Source organism: Achromobacter sp. CF-sbj1-Ac2-l (assembly GCF_052698165.1).
The window spans coordinates 3,620,338-3,639,365 of sequence record NZ_CP199855.1 but is presented as its reverse complement, the minus strand read 5'-3'; the positions used below and the strand labels follow the sequence as shown (position 1 = coordinate 3,639,365).

Below are 19,028 nucleotides of genomic sequence, written 5' to 3'. Positions count from 1 at the left end.
CCCCTTGTAGAGCGCGGGTCAGGCGCCCGCGTTGGCATACTCTACAACGGCAATGTCGCGAAAGGCGCGGATCAGCGCCAGCCGTGGCGACCCGCGCGACCAGATCAGGCCGAAGCGGCGCGGCTCGCAGGGCTCGGGCAGCGGCAGGGCGAGCAGGCCGAGCCGTTCGATCGCGCCGTTGGTGGAGCGCGGCAGGATCGCCACGCCCAGGTCGCGGCTGACCATCACCGCAATCGATTCGATGGCGTTCAGCTCGAAGCGCTCGCGCGGCGTGATGCCGACGCGCCGCAGGTAATCGTCGATGTGCTGGCCGCCCCAGTCGCTGCGCTGATAGCGGATGAAGGGCTCCGCCGTCAGCAGGCTGTGCGGGTGCCGACCGGCATGGCGCGGCGCCGCCGCCAGCACGTAGGGTTCTTCGCGCAGCAACTGCCAGCCCAGGCTCTTGGACAGCGGGTAGGGGGCTTGCAGCGCGATGGCGGCGTCCAGTTCGCCGCTTTCGATGGCGGGGTAGAAGCGCGCCGAATGGCCCGGCTGGATCTCGACGTTGATGAGCGGATGGCGCCGCACCAGGTGTTCCAGGATGGCCGGCACCATCGAATTGAGCGCCGTATTGCCGGCCCCGAGCCGCAGCTCGCCCATCATTTCGTCGGAACGGGCCAGGTAGCGGATCTTCTCGATCCGTTCCAGCACCTCGCGCATCGGCCCGATCAGTTCGGTGGCCTTTGCGGTCAGGTGCACGGTGCGGCCGGCGCGCGCCACCAGCGCCACGCCCAGCTCCTGTTCCAGCTTGCGGATCTGCTGCGCCACGGCGCCGTGGGTCAGCCCCAGGCGGCGGGCGGCCTCGGCCATGGAGCCATGGCGCGCCACGGCGGCCAGCGTGTGCAGGAAGTCGGTGTTCATGATGATAGATATTCTATCGTCTTATCGTAATTTGGCTGTCCCCGATCGCACGTCTCCAGCGCCACAATGCGGCCAGGAGACATCAATGAGAAGCAAGCTTTTCGTTCCCGCCTCGCGTCCGGAACTGTTCGACAAGGCCCTGGCCAGCGCGGCCGACGCGCTGTCCTTCGACCTGGAGGACGCGGTCGCGCCGAGCCGCAAGCAGGAAGCCCGCGCCGCCTTGGCGGCCTGGCTGGCCGCGCCCGCGTTCGCCGCCGTCCATAAGCAACATCCCAAGAAAATTATCGTTCGCGTCAACGCCGCCGACACGCCCGACTTTGCCGCCGACCTGGCCGCGCTGCGCGGCCTGCCCATCGACGTGCTGAACCTGCCCAAGGTCGAAAGCGCCGCCGCGCTGCGCACCGCGATCGACGAGGCCGTGGACGCCGGCTTCGCCGGTGAATTTCTGGTCACCGTCGAAACCCCGCGCGCGTTGGCCGACGCCGCGCAACTGGCGGCGGCCCATCCGCGCGTCGCCGGCCTGCAACTGGGCCTGGCCGACCTGTTCGAGCCGCTCGGCATCGAGCGTTACCAGCCCGACACGCTGCGCGCGGTGATGCTGTCCCTGCGCCTGGCCGCCGGCTGCGCTGGCAAGTACGCCATGGACGCGGCCTACGCCCGCGTGCGCGATGCCGAGGGCTTTCGGGCCGAGGCGCAACTGGCGCGCTCGCTCGGGTTCCTGGGCAAGTCCTGCGTGCATCCCAGCCAGATCGCCATCGCCAACGAAGTGTTCGGCTTCAGCGCGGACGAGATCGCCCAGGCCGAGCGCATCGTGTCCGCGAGCCGCGAGCATGACGGCGTCGGCGCCTTCGTGCTCGACGGCAAGATGATCGACGCCCCCTTCGTGCGGCGCGCCCAGGACGTGCTGCTGGCCGCCGGTCGCGCCGCCTGACGCGGTCGCGCTACCGATTTTGAGTGAATCCGCAATGCAACAAGCATCCCCCGCCGACCTGCCGCTGGCCGGCATCAAGGTCCTGGACCTGAGCGCCTACATCGCCGGCCCCTATGGCTGCGCCCTCTTGGGCGACATGGGCGCCGACGTCATCAAGGTCGAGCCGCCCGAAGGCGACAACCTGCGCAAGTACCCGTCGACGCTGGCCAGCGAAAGCCGCGCGTTCCTGGGCATCAACCGCAACAAGCGCGGCCTGTGCCTGAACCTGAAGGAAGCCGCTGGCCACGAGATCCTGCTGCGGCTGGTGCGCGAGGCCGACGTGCTGGTCCACAACTTCCGGCCGGGCGTGCCCGAGCGCCTGCGTATCGACTTCGCCACGCTGTCGGCGGTCAACCCGCGCCTGGTCTATTGCGCCATGACCGGTTATGGCGCGGTCGGCCCGATGGCGCGCCACGCCGGCTACGACCAGGTGCTGCAATCGATGACCGGCATGTGCGCCGCCCAGGCCAAGGCCGACGGTCCGCCTGAAGTGCTGTACGGCTCGGTGGTCGACTACTACGGCGCCGCGCTGATTTCCAACAGCGTGGCGGCGGCCCTCTACCGCCGCGAGAAGACCGGCCGTGGCCAGGCGATCGAGGTCTCGCTGCTGGGCAGCGCGCTGGCGATGCAGTCGGCCCGCCTGGTCTGGGCCGATGGCGAACCGCGCCACATCGAGCGCGACATGCGCTCGGGCGGCATCACCGGCATCCATCCCACCCGCGACGGCTACCTGTACCTGTCGGCCAACACGCCGCACTTCTGGCGCGCGCTGTGCGGCCACCTGGACCTGCCGGAGCTGGCCGAACACCCTGACTACGACTCCGTCAAAAAGCGCGCCGCCCAGGCCGCCGTGCTGGTGCCCCGGGTGCGCCAGGCGCTGGCGCGCGCTTCGGCGCGCGAATGGGCCGAGCGCTTTGGCCAGAGCGTGCCTTGCGCCGAAGTGCGCCCGGTCGAGGACATGTTCGATCATCCCCAGGTCGAGGCCATGGGGCTCATGCGGCCGTACCACAACCCGCAGGCCGGCGACTACCTGGGCCTGGCGCAATGGGCCCACTTCGGCGGCGCCGCGCAAGCGCCTGCCGATGAGTCGGGGGAGGGGCGCGGCGAATCTGGAGCAGGGCGCGGTGAGTCCGAGGCAGCGCGCGACGAGTCCCGAGCAGGGCGCGGCGCGCCCGGCCTGGGCGAACACAGCGAAAAAATTCTGTCCACCCTGGGATACACCGCGTCCGAAATTGCCCAATTACGGCAATCCTCGGTGGTGCAATAGCCGCCACAACGATCATAAGACTCGTCCGAGACAGAACGAGGAGACAAAAAAATGCTTCCACGCTACCAGCAGCGTCCCGACGGCTCCAACTGGGGCGACTTCGGCGACGACGACCAGCTCGGCACCCTGAACCACCTGGGCCGCCAGGCGCGCCTGGCCGCCGTCGCGGAAATCCGCGAAGGCCTGTCGTTTTCCCTGAGCCTGCCGCTGACGGTGCCGCGCGCACCCGTGCTCAACCCGCGGCGCAAGGGCCCCGTGATCCAGCCCGCCGAAAAGAACGGCGTGCCGGTCTACCGCTATCCGCTGGCGCGCGACGTGCCGGGCGCCACCGACGTCGTCAGCGACGACCGCGTCACGCTGTCGCCGCAGTACTCCACCCAATGGGACGCCCTGGGCCACGTCGGCGCGATGTACGACGCCCACGGCACCGGCCAGCCGCAACCGACCGGCTACAACGGTTTCACCGTCAGCGAGCCGCGCACCGACGGCTTCACCGGCACCCAGGACCTGTCCATCGCGCCCATGGCGCGGCACGGCATCCAGGGGCGCGGCGTCATGGTCGACCTGCGCGCCCGCTTCGGCGACGCGCATCGCAAGGTCTCGTACCAGGACCTGATGGACGTGATGCACGCCGACGGCGTGCAGGTGCGCCCCGGCGACATCCTGTGCCTGCATACCGGCCTGGCCGACCTCGCGCTCACGCTGGGCGATGACGAGCAGGACCGGCTCAAGACCAGCTGCTGCGTACTGGACGGCGCCGACGCGCAATTGCTGGCCTGGATCAAGGACAGCCGCATTGCCGCCATCGCCGCCGACAACCACGCGGTGGAATTGCGCAACCATCACCTGGAGAGCGGCAGCGGGCCGCTCTTGCCGCTACACGAACAATGCCTGTTCAAGCTGGGTTTGCCGCTGGGCGAACTCTGGCACCTGACCCCGCTGGCGCACTGGTTGCGCCAGCACGACCGCCACGCCTTCTTCCTGACCGCCGCACCGATGTACGTGCCCGGCCTGGTGGGCGCGCCGGTCAACCCCATCGCGACCGTCTGACCTCGGACGGACCGCGCCACGATCCTTGATCCATTCAACATCCCCGCAGGGGAGACGTGAGGAGCACACATGAAGAAAACCCGTCACGCGGCCCTGGCCGCACTGCGCCCCGTGGCCGCCGCATTGGCCCTGGCCGGCACCCTGGGCGCGGCCCACGCCGCCGGTTACCCCGACCAGCCCATCACCGTGGTGGTGCCGTACTCGGCCGGCGGCGGCGCCGACAACGCCGCCCGCATCATCGCCCAGGGCATGGGTGAAGTCGCCGGCCAGAGCGTCGTCATCGAAAACAAGGGCGGCGCCAGCGGCTCCATCGGCGCCGCCTACGTGGCCCGCGCCAAACCGGACGGCTACACCGTGCTGTACGACGCCTCCGCGTTCTCCATCAACCCCGTGCTGCGCAAGCTGCCCTACGACGCCAAGAAGGACTTCATTCCCGTCTCGCAGGCCGTCAGCGTGCCCAACATCCTGGTCGCCGCCACCGGTTCGGCCTTCAACAGCCTGCCCGACTTCGTCAAGGCCGCGCGCGCCAACCCCGGCCGCTACACCTACGCCTCGTACGGTCCGGGCAGCCTGGCGCAGATGGCCGCCGAACTGCTCAAGAAGGACGCCAAGATCGACATCGTGCACGTGCCGTACAAGGGCGGCGCGCCCGCCATCGTCGACGTCATGGGCGGGCAGGTCGACGTGTACTTCGCCAACGCCGCGTCCAGCCTGAACTACGTCAGCACCGGCAAGCTCAAGGCGCTGGCCGTCTCGTCGGCCGCGCGCATGCCCGACCTGCCCAACGTGCCCACCGTCAGCGAAGGCGGCGTCAATGCCTTCGACGTCGTCGAATGGAACGGCTTCTTCCTGCCGGCCGGCGCCGATCCGCAGGTCGTCGCCAAGCTGCAGGACCTGGTGCAGAAGGCGCTGGCCCGCCCCGAAACCCGCGACAAGCTCGCCAAGCTCGGCCTGACCCCGGTCGGCAGCAGCGCCGCGGACTTCGCCAAGTTCGTCGACGCCGAACAGGTCCGCTGGGCCGAGGTCGTGAAAACCAATAACATCACCGTGAACTGATCGGCCGGGGCGGGCAGCGCCGTTGCCCGCCCCGCCGACGCAAGCACCCAAGGGGAGATGCCGCAATGAGCCGGGAAGACGATTTCGAGCGCGGCCTGGCCAACCGCCGCGCCGTGCTGGGAGAAGAATGGGTGCAGCGCTCGCTGGACCGCGCCACCACCTTCACCGCCGATTACCAGAACCTGATCACCCGCTACGCCTGGCACGACATCTGGAGCCGTCCGGGCCTGCCGCACAAGGCGCGGCGGATGATGGTGCTGGCGGTGACGCTTTCGCTGGGCCGCTGGGAGGAGTTCGAGCTGCACGTGCGCGCCGCGCTGACGGCGAAGGACGAGTCGCGGCTGAGTCCGGATGAACTGAAGGAAGTGCTGCTGCAGAACGCGATCTACGCGGGCGTGCCGGCGGCCAATACCGCGTTCAACCTGGCGCAGGGGATTCTGCGCCAGGTGGCGGGGGAAATTGGGTATGTGTTGGAGCCGGCGGATGCGCGGGGGGCGGATTTGTTTGGTGGGGGAAATTGAGGTTTTAGGCGCGAATGGCGAACAGATACCGTTATCTGCCTGATAATGGGAATTCCATAGCGCTTAGATGTTGGCAGTGTAAGATTGCTCGCTTTCCTAATAATGCAAGGTTATGCAGCTCCCTACGCTTACGGAAGAACAAGTCGGCAAGTTCCGATGGATATGCGAACGCTTTGGGCACGATATCCGACTGCCGCCAGCGGATCATTGGAAAACGATGTCCGATACCGATATTTGGATCCGCGTCGTAAGCCAGGTTGTCGTGGTGGGAAAATCCGATCCCGCCAAGCGGCTTTCCGAGGCCGCCATCCGGGAAAAATTGAACTACGAACGTCTATGTGCCATGCCCGAAGCCCAGGTGGCAATGGTGCTTGGCGAAGTGTTGCGTGAAATAGGTGCGCGCTATGTGTCCGACGTTAATCCGGAGCTTTCGCCAAAGGTCCTTGCCCTGATAAAGAACTTCGCCTTTCTTAAGGCGTACAAAGGCGGGCCGAGCGGTTTCATACGGTACGTGGTGGCGCTGAAAACGTCAGAGGAACGCTGGCAATATGTTGCGAAGTCTCTGGCCTATGTCAAGAACAAGGGAGCGCGTGACTTTCTTACATCCGGCTTTGGTCTGGCCACTGATCGCATTGCATTGGATAGCCGGGTCATGGGAGTGGTGAACAGAATCGTTCCTGAACTTCCAACAAAGGTACCTGCAACCTCATATGCCGCCGTCGAGACTCTTCTCGCGCAGGATGTATGCAAACCGCTTGGCATCACCCCTGCATTTTTGGATCAACTCCTGTTCAAAAATTATGGCTCGATTCTTGAAGGGCTTGGGTCGTCGATGGGTGACGCAGATCTGACTCGCGTGAGTACCGAATCCCTACTGCTGCAGTATCGTCAAATACAGCATGAATTGAAACGACGGGAAGTCCTGTACGAATAGCGAGAGAGTTAGGGTGCGTCAATCGAGGGTATCGCACCCGCAATCGAGCCGGGCAATATCAAATTCGACGTGTCCGGTCTCGGGTGTTTCTCCGAATTCGATCAAGAATCCCATCGTTTCAACCAAGCCTTCAGACGCCTTGGCTACGCGCCCGCGGCCTCGATAGGCGTAATGTCCGGTACGCTCCAGTTGTTCCGCCGACGCGGCGTCTTTCTCACCCTGAGGCCAGTCAACTCCGTAGGCGCCGCCGACTTCACCATCCATTGCAGACAGGCGATTCATGACGACGTCACCGGCCTTGACGGAGCAGGGCCAGCAGAAAACGGTGACTTCCCCTTGGTCGCTGCGAAGCGTGACCGAGGCGGCATCGTCGTCTGGTGCGTATCTTTCTACTGATACAACGGTGAGTGGTTTCATATCTCGGCTGCTCGCCTCTGTTTCCAATGCAGGATCATAAATCGCTGTCTTTATGTCGTTCCCGGTTCGGCACGAAACACTCCTTGTGGTCGAGGGAGGAATGGGGAGGCCGGTTGCCCACGTTATGCCCCTTGATTTCCCGTGTTACGCCGATGAGAACTCGCCGGTAACTATAATCCCCCCTCGATCCCCGCTTTGACGGCATTTCCCGCCGTGTCTCATGTCCGCCACGCCCCTTCGCGTGCTGTCCGTCATCCCGCCGATGACGCAGCTCAATACGCCATACCCGTCCACCGCCTACCTGACCGGCTTCCTGCGCTCCCGCGGCGTCACGGCCACGCAGGAAGACTTGGCGTTGGCGCTGGTCTTGCGCCTGCTGTCGCCCGAGGGCCTGCGCGCCGTGGCGGCCAAGGTGGATGCGTTGCCGCTGGACAAGCACACCCCCGCGATCCAGGCCTTCATCGCCATGCAGCCGCGCTACCTGGCCACCATCGGCCCGGTGATCGCCTTCCTGCAAGGGCGCGACTCGACACTGGCGCACCGCGTCGTCGGCCGTAACTTCCTGCCCGAGGGCCCGCGCTTCGCTTCGCTGGACGTGTACGTCGACGACGAGGGCGGCGATCCGCTGGGCTGGGCCTTCGGCGCCCTGGGCCTGCAGGACCGCGCCAAGCACTTGGCCACGCTGTATCTGAACGACCTGGCCGACGTGTTGCGCGACGCCATCGATCCGCGTTTTGAATTCGTGCGCTACGCCGAGTCGCTGGCCGGCAGCCAGCCGACCTTCGACCCGCTGGCCGAAGCGCTGGCCGTGCCACTGAACCTGGTCGACGACACCCTGCGCGACTTGACCCTGGAAGCCCTGGCGCGCCACCAGCCCACCATGGTGCTGCTGTCGGTGCCGTTCCCCGGCGCCGTCTACGCCGCCTTCCGCATCGCCCAGGCGATCAAGGCGCAAGACCCCAGGATCATCACCGTGCTGGGCGGTGGCTTCGTCAACACCGAACTGCGCGAACTGAAAGACCCGCGCGTCTTCGACTATTTCGACTTCGTCAGTCTCGACGCCGGCGAGCGCCCCTTGCTGGCGCTGATGGAACACGTCGAAGGCAAGCGCTCGCGCCAGCGCCTGGTGCGCACCTTCCTGCGCGACGCCGACAGCGGCGCGGTGCGCTACGTCAATCTGGTCGAGCCCGACGTCGCCTTCGCCGAGGTCGGCACACCCACCTGGGACGGCCTGCCGCTGGACCGCTACCTGTCGCTGCTGGACATGCTCAACCCCATGCACCGCCTGTGGAGCGACGGCCGCTGGAACAAGCTGACCGTGGCCCACGGCTGTTACTGGAAGAAGTGCAGCTTCTGTGATGTCAGCCTGGACTACATCGGCCGCTACGAAGGCGCCTCGGCCACGGTGCTGGCCGACCGCATCGAGACCATCGTGCAGGAAACCGGGCAGACGGGCTTTCACTTCGTCGACGAGGCCGCGCCGCCCAAATCCCTCAAGGCCCTGGCCACGGAACTGATCGCGCGCAACGCCGGCATCTCGTGGTGGGGCAACATCCGCTTCGAGAAGACCTTCACCCCCGAGCTGTGCGAACTGCTGGCCGACAGCGGCTGCATCGCCGTCTCCGGCGGCCTGGAGGTCGCCTCGGACCGCCTGCTGAACCTGATGAAGAAGGGCGTGTCGGTCGACCAGGTAGCGCGCGTCACGCGCGCCTTCAGCGACGCCGGCGTCCTGGTGCACGCCTACCTGATGTACGGCTTTCCCACGCAGACCGTGCAGGATACGGTCGATGCGTTGGAGTACGTGCGCCAGCTATTCGAGAACGGCTGTATCCAGAGCGGGTTCTTCCACCGCTTCGCCTGTACGGTGCATTCCCCGGTGGGATTGAATCCCGAAGAATACGGCGTGACGCTGCGGCCGCTACCGGACGTGACGTTCGCCAAGAACGATATCGGCTTCGACGACCCGACCGGGGTGGATCACGACGCGTTGGGACGGGCGTTGAAGAAGGCGATCTACAACTACATGCACGGGATCGGGCTGGACGAGGACGTGCGTAGCTGGTTTCCGTTCAAGGTGCCGAAGACGACGGTGGGGCGGCATCGGATTGCCAAGGCGTTGAGCCAGCGGGGGTAGGGGGCTGGTTGCGCTTGTATTCGCCAGGGCCAACGCCGAATTGCTTGCGGAACGCCACCGCGAAATGACTGGGGTTCGAGTACCCGAGCCCGAATGCCACCTCCATGACGGTCACCCCGCCTGCCCGCAGGCGCCGACGCGCCTCGCGCATCCGTTCCTGCTGGAACAGCCCGTACACGCTGTGCCCGAACAATTCCCGGAATCCGCGCTGGATGCGTATGGCGCTGATGCCAGCTTCAAGCGCCATCTGTGCCAAGGTTGGGGGACGGGCCAGATCGGCGAGCAGGTGATCGCGGGCGGCCAGCAGTTGCTGGCGATGCGTCACGACCCGACCCTGGCGCCCGCCGCTGGCGCGCCCGGTCTCCAGGAAGTGACCCACCAATAGCAAGGCGTGGCCTTCGCGAACCAGGCTGGCGCCCGCCGTCACCGGTGTCGTCGTCGCGGCATGTTTGAGCGCACGGCTGAGGGTATAGGCCGCCTCGTGTAGCCGGGCGCCGCGATAGCCCGCCATGAAGCACGCGCCGGATTCCACCGATCGCCGCAATGGTCGGTCCAGCTCGCCGATCCAGTCTTGCAGCATGTCCGGACGCACCGCAACCGAGACACTCTCGCACGCTCCCTGTTGATGAAAACGGCTGTGCCGGCCCGGCGCGAATTGGATGCTGCCAGCGTTCTCACGCATGTATTCGCCTCGGCTTGCCGTCCCCCGATCCAGCCAGCATTGGGTGCGGCCGCGCAATTGGTACGTGAATAGCACGCGATGATGATCGCCTCGCGCGTCCAATGTCACCGGTTCGTTGAACGCGCTCTGCCAATAGTGCAGTTCGATGCCGTCGCTGGCGGGCAGGGAGACCAGGCGGTGGCGTTGCCGCGCCAGCAGCGTCGCCAGGCGGGCCGGATCGAGCATGGCCGACATGTGTACTTCGGACGGGGCGGGCAGTTGGCAGGGCGTCATGGTGTCGATGGTGATCCGATGCGGGTGGAATGGACTTGATTCAGGTGTGGCCGGGCAGGGCACGCCACATCCAATGAGGTGGCTTGAAACAGCATCCATGCGCGTCCGAGGAATGGCTTCTGTCGCCGCGCGGGTGCCTTGCCGTCAACCCACCGGATGTACGACTATGATCTTCCAATTCCGCTCCCCATATGCGACGTCCCGACTTCTCGGCGTCGGATTTCCCCTGCTGCTATTGGCGTGGACCCAACCGGGCGTCGCGCAATCGGCCAATGCTGGCGAGGCCGCCACGTTGCCCGTCATCGAAGTCGCCGCGCCGGCCGAGGACGACGGCCTCGTGCCCCGGCACGCCAGCGCGGCGACTCGCAACAGTACGCCGCTAGTCGAGATCCCGCAGTCCATCTCAGTGGTCACGCGCTCTCAAATGGATGCGCAAGACGTCCATTCGGTCAACGAGGCCTTCCGCTATGCGCCCGGCATTGCGACAGAAGCCTGGGGCGGCGTCAGCGGGTATGACGAGCTCACCATCCGTGGTTTCACGTCGACCAACGATATGGCGGACACCTTTCTGGACGGCTTGCGCATGGGCGAAGGCCTGGTCTTCGGATCGCAGCAGGTCGACGCATTTCTACTTGAACGCATGGAGGTTCTGCGCGGTCCGGCATCGGTGTTGTATGGCAGGGCCAACCCGGGCGGGGTGGTGGTCCTGACCAGCAAATTGCCGCGCGATCAGGCCATCCGGCGGGTCGAGCTGGAGGGGGGCTCGTATGGCAACCGGCGCGCTTCCTTCGACCTGGGCGGCATGGCCGATGCGAGCGGCACACTGCTGTTTCGCGTCGTCGGCACGGCCATGAACAGCGAAGGCCACATGGACGGCGCGCCGGCTCGCCGCCGCGCGGTTGCGCCGTCGTTGACCTGGCAACCGAGCGCGGCCACCCGCTTTACGTTGTACGCGCGTTATCAGGGGGACCCCCAGTCCGGCATGATCGGTTCGCTGCCCGCGCAGGGCACGATGCTACCCAACCCGCATGGTCGGCTGCCAATGCGCTTCAACACGGGCGAGCCTTCGTATGATCGCTTCTCTCGCACCCAGCGCGCGGCGGGCTATCAATTCGACCAGCGTCTGGCCGACGACTGGTCGCTGTCGCTGAACGGCCGCTACGCCGATATCGACGTGCAGTACGCCGCCGTGCGCATGACAGGCTTGGGGCCGGACCTGCGCACCATCGATCGCTACGCCAACGCGTCGGACGAACGCTATAACACCCTCGCGCTCGATAACCAGGTGCGCGGACGATTCGCCACCGGGGTCTTGCAACACGAACTGCTGGCCGGCATAAGCTGGGAACAACTGCGGGGTCGTGGCGACTTCAGAAAGGGCAAGCCGCCGTCGCTGGACATCCCGTCGCTGGACATCTTCGAACCGGCGTACGGGATGCCCATCCCCGCCGCCTTGCCCGTGGGCATGGACAATCGCGTGCGCTCGACGCAGATGGGCTTCTACCTGCAAGACCAGTTGTCGCTCGGCGGTTGGCACACCATGCTCGGCCTGCGGCATGACCGCTCCACCATCGACACCGTGGACTTTCGTTGGCACAACGACTTTACGCAGCGTGATCACGCCACTACTGGCCGCATCGGCACGCTCTATCGTTTCGAGAACGGTTTGGCGCCCTATGCCACCTACGCGCAGTCGTTCCAGCCCATCAATCAGCTTTCGGCCAGCGGCACGCCGTTCAAGCCCAGTCGGGGAGAATTGTTCGAGGCGGGCCTCAAATACCAGCCACTGGAGTGGGACGCGCTGTTTACCGCCGCCCTTTACAACCTGACGCAAGCCAACGTGCTCATCCCAGACCCCGCCAATCCATGGCAGCGTATCCAGGAAGGCGAGATGCGTTCCCGAGGCCTGGAACTGGAAGCCCGTGCGCGCCTCGCCGCGCAATGGAGCGTGATCGCCGCCTACACCTGGCAACAGGTTGAATACACCAAGGGCAGTGCGGATATCGTCGGCAAGCGGCCCGTGCGCGTGCCGGCTCAATTCGGCGGCGTTTGGCTGGCATGGGATGCGCCGTCGGGCCTCGGTGCGGCGCTGGGCGCGCGCTACCACGGCAATACCGCCGGCGGCATGCAGGTGGAGGAATTCCGCGCGCCGTCATTCACGCTGTTCGATGCGCAACTGCACTACGATTTCGGACGGCAATCGCCATCCATGAAGGGCGCCCGGCTGCAGCTTAACGTTGCCAACCTGACCAACAAGCGCCACGTGGCGGGTTGCTATGACATGGGCACGGGTTGCTTCCCTGGGTTGGGCCGGCAGGTGAATCTGACTTTGGCGTATCAGTGGTAACCGGGACGGGGCCGGCATTGCGAGGCGACGCCGGCGCTTCAGACGCCCGCCGCCCTGCGCTTATATTCCCCCGGCCCCACGCCAAACTCCTTGCGGAATGCCGCCGCGAAGTGGCTGGGATTCGAATACCCCAGGTCGAACGCCACCTCCATCACCGTCACCTTGCCCGCCCGCAGCCGCTGCTGCGCCTCGCGCATCCGCGTCTGCTGGAACAAGCCATAAACACTGTGCCCGAACAGCTCGCGGAACCCGCGCTTGATGCGCATGGCGCTCAAGCCCGTTTCCGCGGCCATCTGCGCCAGCGTGGGCGGATGGGCGAGGTCGGCCAGCAGATAGTCGCGCGCCGCCATCAGGCGTTGCCGTTGCGGCGTGGCGGCATTGGCGCGGCGAGTGTCCGCATGGCCGGCCTCGAGAAACAGCCCCGTCAGCATCATGGCCTGCGCTTCGCGGATCAGCCGCGCGCCGGGCGTGTCGCAGACGGGCGTGCGCAGATGCTTCAACTCGCGGCTGATGGCGAGCGCGGCTTGATGCAGCTTTTCGCCGCGGTAGCCGGCGCGAAAGCAACTGCCGGAGTCCAGTGAGCGCCGCAGCGCCGCGTCCTCTTCGTCCTCGATCCACGTGCGCAGCACGTCCGGCCGCAGCGCAACGGTCAGGCTCTCGCACACCCCATGTTGGGCAAAGTGTCCACGGCGATCTGGCGTGTAGTACAAGCAGCCCGACGTTTCCCTGATGGCCTCGCCCTGTCCGGCGACGCCGCCTTCCAGCCAGCAATCGGTCTCGCCGCGCAATTGGTACGACAGCAATACGCGGTCGCCGTCGTCACGCGTGTGCACGGTGAACGGCTGCTCGAATGCGCTTTGCCAATGGCAAAGCTCGATGCCCTCCGCCACTTCCGCGTACACCAACCGATGTCGTTGTCCTGACAGGTAGTGCGCCAGGAAGTCCGTGTCGAACATCGAGGACGTGGGCACATCGGGCAGGGAGGAAATGGCGCCGTGGCGCGGCGCGTCGGGATGGGTCTTCATGAAGCGATGCCGGGGGACCCGTTTCGGGGGTGACGACCCGATCCGGGTAGTTAAAGGAATGAGACGCAATATTAAATGGAGCGGCTTCCAAGCAATGCCCATACATCGCGCCCGGCGACACGCGCCGGGTCTCGGGATGCATGCCATCAAACAAACGGACCACGCTCATGATCTTCCAATCCCGCGCCAGATGCGCATCGCCCCGGGTTCTTACCGTCGGATTTCATTTGCTGCTGCTGGCCTGGACCCAGCCCGGCGCGGCGCAGGCGGCCGCAGCGGCCACGGCGGGGGACGCGCGCACCTTGCCGTCCGTCGAGGTCGTCGGCATCCCGCAGGACGACGGCGTGGTGCCGCGCCGCTCCAGTGCCGCCACGCGCACCGACACGCCCCTGATCGAGACGCCGCAGTCCCTCTCGGTGGTCACCCGCGAGCAGATGGACGCGCGCAACGTGCGCTCGGTCAACGAGGCCTTCTGCTACGCGCCCGGCGTCGCCACAGAATCCTGGGGCGCCGTCACCGCCTATGACGACATGAGCATCCGCGGCTTCAGCACGGGCAACGGCCCCGTCGACACCTTCCTGGACGGCATGCGCCTGAACCGCGGCGTCGTCTTCGGCGGCCAGCAGGTCGATCCTTTCCTGCTCGAACGCATGGAAGTGCTGCGCGGCCCCGCCTCGGTGCTGTACGGCACCTCCACGCCCGGCGGCGTCATTGCGCTGACCAGCAAGCTGCCGCGCGAAGACGCCGTGCGCCTCATTGAGCTTGAGGGCGGCACCAGCCGCTACCGTCGCGGCTCGTTCGACCTGGGCGGCAAGGCCGACGAACGCGGCACGCTGCTGTTCCGGGTCGTCGGCACCGCCATGAACAGCGATGGCCAACTGGACGGCACCTGGCTGCGCCGCCGCGCGGTCGCGCCCTCGCTGACCTGGCAACCCAGCGCTGCCACCCGCTTGACGCTGTACGCGCGCTACCAGGACGATCCCGGCCTGGGCATGATCTCGTCGGTGCCGGGCATCGGCAGCGTACTGCCCAACCCCCATGGCCAACTGCCGCCCCGCTTCAACGTGGGCGAGCCGGGCTACGACACGTTCGCGCGCACCATCCGCGCCGTGGGTTACCAGTTCGACCAGAAGCTGGCGGGCGACTGGTCGATGAGCCTGAACGGCCGCTACACCCGCGTCGACAGCGACTATGACGCCGTGGTCCTGGCCGCCTTGCAACCGGACCTGCGCACCATCGACCGCCAGGTGCTCGGTTCCACCGAGCGCTACGACAGCTTCACCCTGGACAACCAGTTGAAAGGCCGCTTCGCCACCGGCGCCGCGCGCCACGAACTGCTGGCCGGCCTGGTGTGGGAGCAGATGCGCGGCGACGGCGACTACCGCACGACCTACAACGGCACCAAGCTGGATATCTACAGCCCCGTCTACGGCGCGCCGCAGCCCGTCCCGCCCACGGTCATGGACAAAGGCATGCGCTCGACGCTGACCGGCCTTTACGTGCAGGACCAGGTCGCGCTGGGCAACTGGCACACCACCGTCGGCGTGCGCCAGGACTGGTCGACCATCGATTCCACCGACAGGCTCTGGCACAGCGGCTTCACGCAGAAGGACCAGGCAACCACCGTGCGCGTCGGCACGCTGTATCGCTTCGGCAATGGCCTGGCGCCGTATGCCACCTACGCGCAGTCCTTCGAGCCCGTGAACAGCCTGTCCGCCAGCGGCGAGCCGTTCAAGCCGACCCGGGGCGAACTGTTCGAAACCGGCCTCAAGTACCAGCCGGAGAACTGGGACGCCCTGTTCTCCGCGGCGATCTACCACCTGACCCAGACCAACGTGCTGAGCGCCGACCCCGCCAACCCGCGCCTATCCGTGCAGTCGGGCGAGGTCCGCTCACGCGGGCTGGAGCTGGAAGCGCATGCGCGGCTGTCGCCGCAGTGGAGCGTGATCGCGGCCTATACGTGGCAGAACGTCGAATACACCAAGGGCAATGCCAACGAAGTGGGCAGGACGCCCTCGCGCGTGCCGACGCGCTTTGGCGGCGTCTGGCTGGCGTGGGATGCGCCCTCCGGCCTGGGCGCGGCGTTCGGGGTGCGGCATAACGGGGGAAGCTGGGGCGGGTACCAGACGTTGCAGGATTTCCGCGTGCCGGGATACACCTTGGTGGATGCGCAACTGCATTACGACCTGGGGCGGCAGGTGCCCAGCTTGAAGGGGACGAAGGTGCAGTTGAATGTGTCGAACTTGACGGACAAGCGGTATAGCGGGGGATGCTATGACCTGGATAACGGCTGCTTCGCGGGGGCGGGGAGGGTGGTCAGTTTGAAGGTGGGGTATCAGTGGTGAGGCGGGTGGATTGATGGCGGGGGCGGGCGCGTCGGTGGGCGGCCCGCCTCCCCGGCTATTGAATCCATGACGCAGGGGCGTGCGCTCATGCAGCTATGTCGTCGCCGCGATGTTGGAATGCCGTAGTTTGGCTCGCAGCTTGGCTTCCAATTCACCCAGGCCGATATTGCCGCAACCCACCAGGGTCAGGTCTTGCAGGGCGGGCAGCGCCTCCAGGGTATTGATATCCGTGATCCGCTTGCAATATTGGATATTCAATTGTTCCAACGCAGGCAGGGCGGCAATCGGGCCAATGGTTTCCAACAGGCCTTGATTCTTGAGCCGCAATGAACGCAGTCCGGAAAGCTGTTCGATTCCCGCCAGCGTTTTCAACGAGCGCCCCGCCATCAGACCCAGCGATAACAGGGGCAACGCCGCGATGCGGTGAAACAACGATTCATCGAACGGGACATTGAACAGATTCAATTCCTGCAGCGGCAGCCGCAAGGCCTGATCGAGCAGTTTGCCGGGTTTGTCCGGCAACATCGACAGCGACTTCAGCGCCGGAAAATCCTCCGCCTTGAACCGCATCGGAACGTTGACCTCCAGCGACTCCAACTGCGGCATCGGCCCCGCCGACCAGGTATATGACCCTGGGCAATCGAAAATCGACAGATGCCGCAGGCTGGCCGGCAGCATCTCGGCGCGCAGGTTCTTGACCACCGAGGCCTGGATATTGCCAGGGCCAATGGACAGATGGGTCAGGGATGGTAGCCGCGCGATCAATGCCGGCAATTCCTCTACCGGGTCCAGGGGCGGCGCCCACAGATGGACATATTCGATTGCCGCTAGCGTCGCCGTACTCGGCGGCGCATCGTAGAAAAGGACTTGATCCGAGCCAAGCGCCTGCGCGGCCTGCCGGCTGTGCATCAACAGCCATCGCTTGTCGCGGCCGGGTTGATGGGACGAAAACGGGGCTAGGGACATGGGGTTCCGTAAGAATAGTGTCTCGGGGCAGCACGAATATCGCCGATAGCCTGAGGTGTGTCTTGGAAGGGTAGAGCAATAAAGCAAAAAGAGCCTTGGCCAAGCGCACTTGATCACCCGAAGTATGCGTGAGATGACTATGAAGTCGGGTGTGTTGCGTGCCTTACTGGGGCAGCCTGTTGTAGGAAGTCACGCGTAGAGCTGGCCCAATGGGCTGGACGCTGGGGGGCGGAATTTCCTGATGCAGGCGACGGAGATCTGTCGAGTGGAAGAACCAGGGGGCATAACGAAGTAGACAGCCTGGAAAATTTAACAATAGTTGAAAATAGATTTCAAAGTACTATGTCGCGGTTCCGTGCAATTTTTCGCTTTTCTAGGGGGGCGAACCCCCCGGGGCGCGTGTACTGCACTTGATCTTTTTGATTGCGGATTGCCAAACGGGTGTGATTATGCGCGATCTTTCGAGGGTGGATTTTGTGTGATAGTTAATAGAATGTAATGTCTGTGTTAGTCGATCGTTCTGGTCGTTTTTAAAGTGAGAGGTTCCGATAAGTGATTAATCCGAGTCTATTCTGGCATGAACCTCAGTTTTTACGTTCCTATCCCTATGTTCCAGATCTGGATGTTGTGCCAAAAAAAGGTGGTGTGTATATCTACTATAGAGTGTATGGTGGTTTAAGTGACGTTTTCTATGTGGGCCGCGCGTTGAACCTTAGACAGCGAATTAAGGGGCAGATGAATAACTTGAAACTTATGAATGGGATAAAGGCTGCCGCGAAAGGGAAAAGATATTTGGCATACGCTGAAATTGTCCTCAGGCCCGGGCAGACAAAGAGCGCCGCCGTTAACGCTGCAGAAAAGCTCCTGATTCGTCATTTTGTTGATGATGGTCATAATCTGATGAACATTCAAGGTGTAAAAATTAAACTCCAGACGCTTGAAAACCAGCGACCGACCGCGCTCAAATCTGTTGTACCAATCCGCACCCAGATAGTGGCGCAACGTTGATTTTTTTGCCTGCAATGGCCCCCAGGGAACTTGGGGTTATTAATCTAATTAATATTGAGTTCAGGATGTTATGGCTTCGAATGGATTGGGGCTTTCATGCCGCGAGTGCTGGTGGCGGGTGCTGGTAATTTTTGCTGCTATTGGCTTTTTTGTAGTGGCCTGTGTGTCTAAATGGCCTTGGATGGAATCTCCTTGGTCCGCTGCCTCAGCCGTGGCCACGGCGGCGGCGGCACTTGTGGCTCTTTGGCTTGGAAGGATAAATATTGCTTCGGAGGAAACGAAGGAAAAAAACAATGCGTCCGTTATGAAAATATGCATAGAAGAGGACTTGAAAGAAATGCTTGTCCTATTGGGGCGCATCGCGGTGATAGTGAGAATGGCCGAAACAGCGAAAATTCCGGAAAAGGACCATGCGGCACTCTTAGGAGCTTTTAAAGATGCCGCTGATCGCATAGAAATGCCGTCAGCATCAAAAATGATTGATAAAGCTTCCTTTCTTGAAGTCGAACAGAGAGAGGCTTACCTGAAAATTCACACGGGCCTTCCTCATCTAAAACGACGGTGTGATAAGCTCCCTGACCTTAATAGATTTGGCCTGGATGCTGCAAAGTATTTCGATTCGGGTCTTCAAATTAAAGATGATATAAAAAAAATATCTCATTTCTCCAAAGTTTTTTTATCTGATCAAAAAAAATATTATTGGAGAAGCTTGAAATTTTGGTCGGATGCTTATGATTCTGGGGGAAGGAGTTTTCATGATCACCCGCTGGATCGATAAATATGTATTCGGATAAAAATGCTGTTTTATGCATTATCTCGGATATGGGTTGAGAGATTTCCTTTGACGGATGTATCATTTTGATCGGTAAGATTAAGGTGGCTCGTTCTGAGTCCTTCAATCTGGTCACGTCAGCACTATGTCGTGGGTACAGGCCGGGTAGGGGGTAGGCATAAAGAGCACACTTGTCGCGGCCTTCAGCCAAGCTTCCGTCCTTTGCTGATCGGCTGGGGGCGTATAAGACGGGAGGACCAACGCCATCGAGAGCATCAATGCGCAACTGTGCCGTGAACCGGTTCGCCACCATTTATGCCGAACGCTTCACTGACCCGTATCGCTGAGATAGCATCAACAA

At 63.8% G+C, this 19,028-nt stretch carries 16 protein-coding genes; 11 read left to right on the top strand and 5 right to left on the bottom strand.

Annotated features, from left to right (window positions below; genetic code table 11):
* Positions 1–18: 18 nt before the first annotated feature.
* A complete protein-coding gene (locus ACUDCK_RS16525; protein ID WP_020928192.1) occupies positions 19–900 on the bottom strand; it encodes a LysR family transcriptional regulator in 882 nt (293 codons plus the stop codon).
* A gap of 85 nt (positions 901–985) precedes the next feature.
* Between ACUDCK_RS16525 and ACUDCK_RS16520 the strand changes: the two genes are divergently transcribed.
* The 6 genes from ACUDCK_RS16520 to ACUDCK_RS16495 all read left to right on the top strand — a co-directional run bounded on the left by ACUDCK_RS16520 (position 986) and on the right by ACUDCK_RS16495 (position 6,698).
* Positions 986–1,831 (top strand): HpcH/HpaI aldolase/citrate lyase family protein, encoded by an 846-nt coding sequence (locus ACUDCK_RS16520; protein ID WP_175166824.1) that lies wholly within the window; start codon positions 986–988, stop codon positions 1,829–1,831.
* 34 nt (positions 1,832–1,865) lie between these two features.
* Positions 1,866–3,137 (top strand): CaiB/BaiF CoA transferase family protein, encoded by a 1,272-nt coding sequence (locus ACUDCK_RS16515; RefSeq protein ID WP_175166825.1) that lies wholly within the window; start codon positions 1,866–1,868, stop codon positions 3,135–3,137.
* Positions 3,138–3,188: 51 nt separating this feature from the next.
* Positions 3,189–4,187, top strand: coding sequence for a cyclase family protein (locus ACUDCK_RS16510; RefSeq protein ID WP_175166826.1), 999 nt, complete (start codon positions 3,189–3,191; stop codon positions 4,185–4,187).
* 69 nt (positions 4,188–4,256) lie between these two features.
* Positions 4,257–5,243, top strand: coding sequence for a tripartite tricarboxylate transporter substrate binding protein (locus ACUDCK_RS16505; RefSeq protein ID WP_175166827.1), 987 nt, complete (start codon positions 4,257–4,259; stop codon positions 5,241–5,243).
* 65 nt (positions 5,244–5,308) lie between these two features.
* Positions 5,309–5,764, top strand: a complete 456-nt coding sequence (locus ACUDCK_RS16500; protein WP_175166828.1) for a carboxymuconolactone decarboxylase family protein — start codon at positions 5,309–5,311, stop codon at positions 5,762–5,764.
* A 217-nt stretch (positions 5,765–5,981) separates the two neighbouring features.
* A complete protein-coding gene (locus ACUDCK_RS16495) occupies positions 5,982–6,698 on the top strand; it encodes a hypothetical protein (RefSeq protein WP_144419121.1) in 717 nt (238 codons plus the stop codon).
* Positions 6,699–6,716: 18 nt separating this feature from the next.
* On the opposite strand, the gene ACUDCK_RS16490 is transcribed toward ACUDCK_RS16495, so the two are convergent.
* On the bottom strand, positions 6,717–7,115 hold the full coding sequence (locus tag ACUDCK_RS16490; RefSeq protein WP_144419122.1) for a hypothetical protein: 399 nt from the start codon (positions 7,113–7,115) through the stop codon (positions 6,717–6,719).
* Between the two features lie 220 nt (positions 7,116–7,335).
* Here ACUDCK_RS16490 and ACUDCK_RS16485 point away from each other — a divergent pair, with 220 nt between their 5' ends.
* The gene (locus ACUDCK_RS16485; RefSeq protein WP_175166829.1) at positions 7,336–9,249 is read left to right on the top strand and encodes a B12-binding domain-containing radical SAM protein; all 1,914 of its coding nucleotides are present in this window, start codon (positions 7,336–7,338) and stop codon (positions 9,247–9,249) included.
* Here the strand turns inward: ACUDCK_RS16485 and ACUDCK_RS16480 are convergent.
* Positions 9,185–10,165, bottom strand: a complete 981-nt coding sequence (locus ACUDCK_RS16480) for a helix-turn-helix transcriptional regulator (protein WP_175166830.1) — start codon at positions 10,163–10,165, stop codon at positions 9,185–9,187. The two genes, ACUDCK_RS16485 and ACUDCK_RS16480, sit on opposite strands and share 65 nt — an antisense overlap.
* A gap of 205 nt (positions 10,166–10,370) precedes the next feature.
* On the opposite strand from ACUDCK_RS16480, the gene ACUDCK_RS16475 reads away from it, so the two are divergent.
* On the top strand, positions 10,371–12,551 hold the full coding sequence (locus ACUDCK_RS16475; protein ID WP_175166831.1) for a TonB-dependent siderophore receptor: 2,181 nt from the start codon (positions 10,371–10,373) through the stop codon (positions 12,549–12,551).
* Positions 12,552–12,589: 38 nt separating this feature from the next.
* On the opposite strand, the gene ACUDCK_RS16470 is transcribed toward ACUDCK_RS16475, so the two are convergent.
* Positions 12,590–13,576 (bottom strand): helix-turn-helix transcriptional regulator, encoded by a 987-nt coding sequence (locus ACUDCK_RS16470; protein ID WP_175166832.1) that lies wholly within the window; start codon positions 13,574–13,576, stop codon positions 12,590–12,592.
* Between the two features lie 227 nt (positions 13,577–13,803).
* On the opposite strand from ACUDCK_RS16470, the gene ACUDCK_RS16465 reads away from it, so the two are divergent.
* Entirely contained in the window at positions 13,804–15,921 is a 2,118-nt protein-coding gene (locus ACUDCK_RS16465; RefSeq protein ID WP_175166833.1) for a TonB-dependent siderophore receptor, read from the top strand.
* Between the two features lie 93 nt (positions 15,922–16,014).
* On the opposite strand, the gene ACUDCK_RS16460 is transcribed toward ACUDCK_RS16465, so the two are convergent.
* On the bottom strand, positions 16,015–16,887 hold the full coding sequence (locus ACUDCK_RS16460; RefSeq protein WP_175166834.1) for a leucine-rich repeat domain-containing protein: 873 nt from the start codon (positions 16,885–16,887) through the stop codon (positions 16,015–16,017).
* A gap of 552 nt (positions 16,888–17,439) precedes the next feature.
* Here ACUDCK_RS16460 and ACUDCK_RS16455 point away from each other — a divergent pair.
* A complete protein-coding gene (locus ACUDCK_RS16455) occupies positions 17,440–17,895 on the top strand; it encodes a GIY-YIG nuclease family protein (protein WP_155755626.1) in 456 nt (151 codons plus the stop codon).
* 70 nt (positions 17,896–17,965) lie between these two features.
* Complete coding sequence (locus ACUDCK_RS16450; protein WP_155755627.1) at positions 17,966–18,673, top strand: hypothetical protein; 708 nt, start codon at positions 17,966–17,968, stop codon at positions 18,671–18,673.
* Positions 18,674–19,028: the final 355 nt, after the last annotated feature.